The 6,338-nt window shown below is 38.8% G+C and carries 8 protein-coding genes; 4 read left to right on the top strand and 4 right to left on the bottom strand.

Translation table 11 applies throughout. The features are described 5' to 3' along the window. Positions 1-190: 190 nt before the first annotated feature. Positions 191-385: a hypothetical protein gene (locus A3849_RS30065; RefSeq protein WP_074114739.1), complete on the top strand. Its 195-nt coding sequence runs from the start codon at positions 191-193 to the stop codon at positions 383-385. A 599-nt stretch (positions 386-984) separates the two neighbouring features. Here the strand turns inward: A3849_RS30065 and A3849_RS30060 are convergent. Further along, positions 985-1,212, bottom strand: coding sequence for a hypothetical protein (locus A3849_RS30060; RefSeq protein WP_074114738.1), 228 nt, complete (start codon positions 1,210-1,212; stop codon positions 985-987). A 218-nt stretch (positions 1,213-1,430) separates the two neighbouring features. On the opposite strand from A3849_RS30060, the gene A3849_RS33820 reads away from it, so the two are divergent. From A3849_RS33820 to A3849_RS30045, 3 genes are all read left to right on the top strand, one after another. Further along, entirely contained in the window at positions 1,431-2,321 is an 891-nt protein-coding gene (locus A3849_RS33820; RefSeq protein WP_256701100.1) for a discoidin domain-containing protein, read from the top strand. Between the two features lie 95 nt (positions 2,322-2,416). Beyond that, positions 2,417-2,674 (top strand): hypothetical protein, encoded by a 258-nt coding sequence (locus tag A3849_RS30050; RefSeq protein ID WP_074114737.1) that lies wholly within the window; start codon positions 2,417-2,419, stop codon positions 2,672-2,674. Between the two features lie 8 nt (positions 2,675-2,682). Further along, complete coding sequence (locus A3849_RS30045; protein ID WP_074114736.1) at positions 2,683-2,901, top strand: hypothetical protein; 219 nt, start codon at positions 2,683-2,685, stop codon at positions 2,899-2,901. Between the two features lie 46 nt (positions 2,902-2,947). On the opposite strand, the gene A3849_RS30040 is transcribed toward A3849_RS30045, so the two are convergent. The 3 genes from A3849_RS30040 to A3849_RS33905 form a co-directional block, all read right to left on the bottom strand. Continuing rightward, positions 2,948-4,210, bottom strand: coding sequence for a Kelch repeat-containing protein (locus A3849_RS30040; protein ID WP_074114735.1), 1,263 nt, complete (start codon positions 4,208-4,210; stop codon positions 2,948-2,950). Positions 4,211-4,451: 241 nt separating this feature from the next. Continuing rightward, positions 4,452-5,312, bottom strand: a complete 861-nt coding sequence (locus A3849_RS30035) for an ATP-dependent DNA ligase (RefSeq protein WP_074114734.1) — start codon at positions 5,310-5,312, stop codon at positions 4,452-4,454. A 70-nt stretch (positions 5,313-5,382) separates the two neighbouring features. Further along, complete coding sequence (locus A3849_RS33905; RefSeq protein WP_074114733.1) at positions 5,383-6,255, bottom strand: discoidin domain-containing protein; 873 nt, start codon at positions 6,253-6,255, stop codon at positions 5,383-5,385. Positions 6,256-6,338 lie beyond the last annotated feature (83 nt).

Genomic DNA, 6,338 nt, shown 5'->3' with positions numbered 1-6,338 from the left:
CTGAAACTCTGGTCAATTTGACTTCTTTTAAAAGAAAGATTAGTGCAGACTCTGAAACAGTTGGTGGACCAGTTGATGTTGCCTTGATTACCAAAGGTGATGGTTTTGTTTGGATTAAAAGAAAACATTATTTTGATGCAAACTTAAATCGTCAGTTCTATAATAATTACTAATACAAGGAGGTACTACCATGAATTTTGACAGTATTGCTACTTTGTCTCCAAAATCAGAATGGAAAAAATCATTGTTTAATGATCACAAAAAAGAAAAAAATTATGAAAAACTTATGAATGATCCAAAAAGCTTAGGACAAATAATAGCAAATAAATCAGTCAAAGATATCATGAAAAACATTAAAACAATAACTGAGCGCAAAGAGAAGTAATGATTAAAAATGCCCAAAAGTTCTTTTTGGGTATTTTTAAATGTCCGGATCATTTAGTATACATAATTAGTAAAAAGGCAGAATCTATTATTTAGCTTGTTAAGTAGATTTTTCTTTCCATTGACATACATAACGTGTACAGATGATCACGAAACATCATACCCTACCAAAATTGGTGGGGTGTTTTTGCGGTCAGGAAAATTTTCGTTATCGACATATACATAATCCAAATTTATCTTTAGATAATCTCCCATATACATTGTTAATAGTAACAGGATGTGTTAATGTTTCTTTTGTAGTTAGTTTCGTTCCAAAAGCTCCTTAGTTAACGGATTTATACGTTAATAAGGAGGTGAGTCATATCATGAAAATAGATCCACGCTTTGTATTAATCTGGACACTGATTTTACTGCTTTTGGTAATGTCGTTTCTAATCGTTATGCTAAAATACTAACTAATGATGCTTTTGGACTCGGTATCTTTCCTCTTTGGAGGAGGATATCTGGGTCAAAAGAATAAATATATATAGAATGCATGAAAAAAAGGCTTTGTCACGAGATACTTCGGACATAGCTTTTTTCAATGGTGGGGAAATGTCATTATTCATTTGTCTCACCTTCAACTCGCAGCCTGATTACTCGTGAAATACTCTCCACATCAATGTATGGCACCCACACAGGGCCCTCGATCGTATTGATCTTTACTCGATCCGGATCTACTGATACCTCTGCAATTCCTTTTATCTTATCCCCATTTAATAGCCATACAACAATCATTTCACTTCTCACGGCAGCAACCTTCAGACTTTGCTTAAGCTTTTTATCCATGACGTTACCTCCGGGTTTTTCTGATTATTATACACCCCGCCTGATACCCAAAGGAAAATTTTCCTTACCGAAGACATAGAATTCAATCCTTGAATTAAATCCACATATTTCCTCAATAACCCTTAAGTGTATTGTAAATTTCTGTCGAAAAACAGACTGTTTGTTCGCCTTTATTTAGTGTAGGCTTGATGCATACATATTAAAGGAGATGGAAGTTTGTGAAAAAAGGAATGGGTAGTAAAGGTAAGTTACTAATAGTGTTGTGTTTAATTTTATCGGTTGTTTTGATCCGCCCAATACTTCAAGATGAGGTTTCATATGCTGAAGGTGGGGGCACCATTAGTGGAATGCAGGGAGTACTACCGCCTGACGGTTCAATAGCATATGGAAGTAATACCTATGGCGGGATGACAGCAAACAATGTATTAGACTCAGACATAGAAAGTTTTTGGAATAGTGGTAGTGCCAGTGGTGCATTAGAGGTGAGATTTCCTAAAGAAGTATATCTTGAATTTGTTCAGTTGGCGGCTTCTTCAAATCCTAAGACGGATGTTACCTATAAAGTTTATGGTTTACAATCTAATAAGTGGGTAGAGATTTCGGGAAATTTAACTAAAAGTGTGGAGAATCATATAACAAAAACCTATACAATTCTTGATCCTTTTGTAGTAACCCCCGGAAAGTATAGTGGGGTTAGAATAGTATGTACTGGGAGTACTACTTGGATCGCTATTAGTGGGATCACAATAGGTTCTCTGACACCTGAACCAACTATTGCACCAACAACAGCACCTACACCAACAGTAACACCGCAACCAACTGTTGAGCCAACATCAACACCAACGGTTACACCATCACCAACACCAGAACAGCCAACAGGAGACCGTGCAATCCTAGTTGTAACGATGAATACTGGTCTTGAAAAGGAATTCGATCTTCCTATGTCTGAAGTCAATGCATTCCTTAACTGGTACGATACTGCTTCAGGAACTACACGTTATGGGATTAACAAGCATGACAATAATAAGGGACCGTTCAATAGTCGTAAAGAATATGTGATCTTCGATAAGATTCTTACCTTCAGTGTGAATGAATATTCTGCAAAATAGCATTTACACAATGTTTCAGTAGCGATAAGATAGTTGAAAGAGAGTGTACCCTGCCAAGTACTGGTGGGGTATTTCAATATAAGGAGATGAACTTCATGTCTAACAATCATTCGGTTGAAGATTTTAGAAAAGAAGTTAAACGACAAATTGATGAGGCACGTAATGCTGGTGCGTTGTATGTGGATATTATTTCAGGTGATGTGCACAGAGAACTTGGAGGTTATCCTGGACCAAATCATAGTATGCCTTCATGCTGTAAAGCAATGTATGATTACAAAAAGCCTATTGATACGATTATGGAAGCACCACCTAAAGGCAAGGGAGCAACACTGAAAATTCGTTATGATACGTAGGGGGCAGCATGAATAGTACATACAAAGTCCTGGAAAGTGATACAGACTTCCTGGTTGCTGCCTTGGCGCAGTCTAAGGTATCTGTATGGTTCCGGCCTGAAGATGATCCAGAAGGGCATATCATGGATTATGGCGGGATAGTAGAGGGATATTCCCCGAATAGTATCAAGATAGCCGGTGGACGGTTTATCCGGGAACGGTTTGAATTTAGAGTATACATAAAATAACCCGCCGGGCATGTGCCTGACAGGTTTGTTTTTTTGAAAATGAGATTTATTTATAAGTAGCGCTTGTTACTGTACTATACTCATCTACCTCAAAAGAGAGGATATTCTTAAAGATAACATAATCAGAACGTTTACTGAACGGACCTTTGTTGTTACTATGTTTGTCGATTGCGAACTTGGCTGGACCTGAACCGGCATCTTTAGCATCGTACCATTTCAGGAATGCATTTACTTCTTCAATTGAGAGGTCGAATTCTTTCTCGATACCAGTTGTTAAAGTTATTGTCAGTAGTGCTCTGTTGCTGTTAGGTTCAGTGGGATCAGGATTTGGTTCAGGAACAGAGGACTGTTTACTAACTTCTACAGAATCTAGTGGTTTCAATTCATCACTATAACCACCAAATACGAAAGTTTTATTTAGTGCTGTCTCAGACGAATGCCATCTTCTACTCGTAGAAATGCTTATCCCTGTTTCCCATTTATCCAATTTTGGATCATACTCTTCTACTATACTGGTTGCTCGACCTTTAGACTTTTCAGTTATGCCACCAATCACCAAAATCTTCCCATTTACAAGAGAAGCGCTTGATTGGTAGCGACCAGTGGGCATGTTGGATTTTTTAACAACGGATCCACTGACAGGGTCATACTCTAAAACTCTTTGAGAATACGGAATTTCAGGTTCTGATCCGCCAATAATGTATATTTTTTTATTTAATGTCACTGTATTGGCCATCTCTGTACGTGGAAAATCATTTTTTATAATGGACCATTGATTTGAAATTGGATCGTACTGTTCCACGTTGTATGTAATTTGTCCCATATTAACAGTTCCACCAAGTACATAAATTTTGTTATTTACGACTGATACTGAGAAACCTTGTCTTTGTGTAGACAACATCTCTGCTTTTGAGGTCCAAGTATTTGTTAAAGGGTCATATTCCTCAAGTATTTTAGTAGGTTTATCTGAAGCATCATATCCTCCAATTGCATAGATTTTTCCGTTAACTTGTGCAACACCGACCATATATCGCGATGTTGACATTGGAGCTTTTGTTTCCCATGCTTTTAATGTAGGATCATATACTAATAAACTATTATAGGTAGCCACATTAGGATTATTGGAACGTCCACCAATTAAATAAATCTTATCATTAAGGCTAGTTGTTCCAAAGCCATACATAGCTTTAGGCATAGGAGTAGTATATTCCCAACCTTCTGTATCAGCGGATGCCTTAGCAGAGACAGGGAAGCATAGTATTAGCGCAGTTAAACAGGTGACCATTAATTTCAATAACTTCTTATTCATTTAAATTCCCCTTTTGATTTCGGATTCAATTACAATAAAATATATTAATGGGAATGTCTAGACATATATGACTATATATGTAATTAAGTGTGTGAATAATGTCTTTTCTTTTTCGAACTGTAGAATATGCTTCTGCTAGTAACTGTTCTGCTTGTGGAATGTATAGGATTATATTGCGGGTAAGTCTTCCGAATGAACAAAAAAATACCCGCTAACCTTAAGTGGTTGGCAGGTATTTTGATTATACGATAAACTCCATAAAAACCGGACTCCGTAACATGCCAGATTTGGTCCAGTTCCTCATTCGAACCTTAGCCCGCAGTCGTGGCTCCAGGTGTACAAAATCCTTATCCTCGCCTTTTATAAGCTGCTGAGCCACACCTCTAAATGCCTGCTTATGCAGGGGTGACGCGCCGAACTCAATAATTCCCGCAGGGCGTAGCTTGCCAGACGGATCAGGCACAGCAGCAACCCACCCAAATTCTTGCTTACGAAATCCCGTGATATAAACCTCTACATAGGTCCAATTAATAATCTTCTGCCATTCGTGGGATCTGCGCCCGGTTTCGTAAAGGCTGTTCTTGCGTTTACCAACAATGCCTTCCATACCTCGGTCCTCAATCTGCTCAAACAACGCCTCGCCTTCACTGTGTACGTGCGGCACTGCGCCGAAGCTCCCAGAGGGCAGGGACAATCCTGCCAGTATCTCTTTGCGGCGTAACAGCGGAAGCCCGCGCAAATCCTGACCCTTATATTGCAGAATATCAAAGATAGCATAATAGGCTGGCAGATTGGTTATGAGTTTGAGGATCTTGTCTGACCTGCGCGACTGGAACCGGCTCATGACAGCCTCAAAATCTGATACACCGGTTGCAGGATCAACACAGGCGACCTCACCATCGAGGATCACATCATCTGCAAACGGAAGCTGAAGCTCGGGGTACTGCCGGGTGCAGTCGTTATTGTGGCGGGTGTACAGCCGGACATTTCCGGACTGCTGGGAGTAAATCATCCGGTGGCCGTCTATCTTTGGCTCAAATATATAATCGCTATGCGAGAAAGGCCCAGGGGCCGTCTGCAGCAGCATAGGGGATATAAACATAAAAAAACCTCCTCCATCCAATTATAGCGTTTGGCTATAAGGGAAAGAGGAGGTAAGTGTTGGAATAGATTTATTTTGCTGTGTATTCACTTACTTCAAAGCTAAGGATTTTATCATGAATTACGTAGTCGGTACGCTTGCTAAATGGACCTTTGTTGTTGTCTTGTTTGTTAATGCCATATCGAGCGGAGCCTGTAGTCGTATCATACCAATCAAGGAATGCATTAACTTCAGACATAGGCAGATCGAATTCCTTTTCTATACCTGTAGTCATTGAAATGGTCAGGATTGCATGATCACCAGATGGCACTGGAGGTGTAGCTGTTGGTGTTACAGTCGGTGTTGGTGTTGGCTTCACGGTAGCTGTTGGTGATGGTGAAGGAGTATTTGTTGGTTCTGGATTGGTATTATACATTTCCAAAGCATTCAATGCTGTAAACATACTTAAACCATTATTTTTCGTAATGTTTAATCTGTATTTTTTATACACAGTTTCGTTGGTAAAAGAAAACTCTTTATATTTATATTTTTCCCAGTTTGTAATATTTTCTTCGGAATCAAGCACTAGCCATTTTTCGCCATCCCATGCCTCGAAAGTAAAATCTTTTGGTGATTCCTCTTTATATACACTTGAGTCTGCCCTAGCCAATAGGGTGTAATGATTAACTAGAACTGGATTATTAAATTCGTAGCTTACCCACCCAGAGGGAGTTCCCTGAATACTTGCCCATCCAACATCTGTCATATCTCCATTGAAAAGTCTAAACGGTTGATGATTACTGCTCCAAACACTACTAGCAGTTGCATGACCTGTTGGAGCATCATTCGAGGTCATAATGGGAATGAGATTGATTTGAGTAGAAGTTCCTTCGGCTATAATATTGGATGAAAAACTAAAAACTAATAATAATGAAAAGAAGATAGGTAAAAAGATTTTCTTCAATTGTATTCGCTCCTTAAATTTGTAGTTGCAAAATATAGAATACAACTACCTTAAATACATGTCTAAACAAATATGGCTATATC

Source organism: Paenibacillus sp. P46E (assembly GCF_001909095.1).
GTDB lineage: Bacteria > Bacillota > Bacilli > Paenibacillales > Paenibacillaceae > Paenibacillus_AQ > Paenibacillus_AQ helianthi.
The sequence above is the reverse complement of the archived record's forward strand: the minus strand, read 5'-3'. Positions and strand labels throughout refer to the sequence as shown.

Coding starts and splice junctions, on each gene's coding strand:
- A3849_RS30060 (WP_074114738.1), bottom strand. CDS start 1,212: ATGGATAAAAAGCTTAAGCAAAGTCTGAAGGTTGCTGCCGTGAGAAGT.
- A3849_RS30050 (WP_074114737.1), top strand. CDS start 2,417: ATGTCTAACAATCATTCGGTTGAAGATTTTAGAAAAGAAGTTAAACGA.
- A3849_RS30045 (WP_074114736.1), top strand. CDS start 2,683: ATGAATAGTACATACAAAGTCCTGGAAAGTGATACAGACTTCCTGGTT.
- A3849_RS30065 (WP_074114739.1), top strand. CDS start 191: ATGAATTTTGACAGTATTGCTACTTTGTCTCCAAAATCAGAATGGAAA.
- A3849_RS30035 (WP_074114734.1), bottom strand. CDS start 5,312: ATGTTTATATCCCCTATGCTGCTGCAGACGGCCCCTGGGCCTTTCTCG.
- A3849_RS30040 (WP_074114735.1), bottom strand. CDS start 4,210: ATGAATAAGAAGTTATTGAAATTAATGGTCACCTGTTTAACTGCGCTA.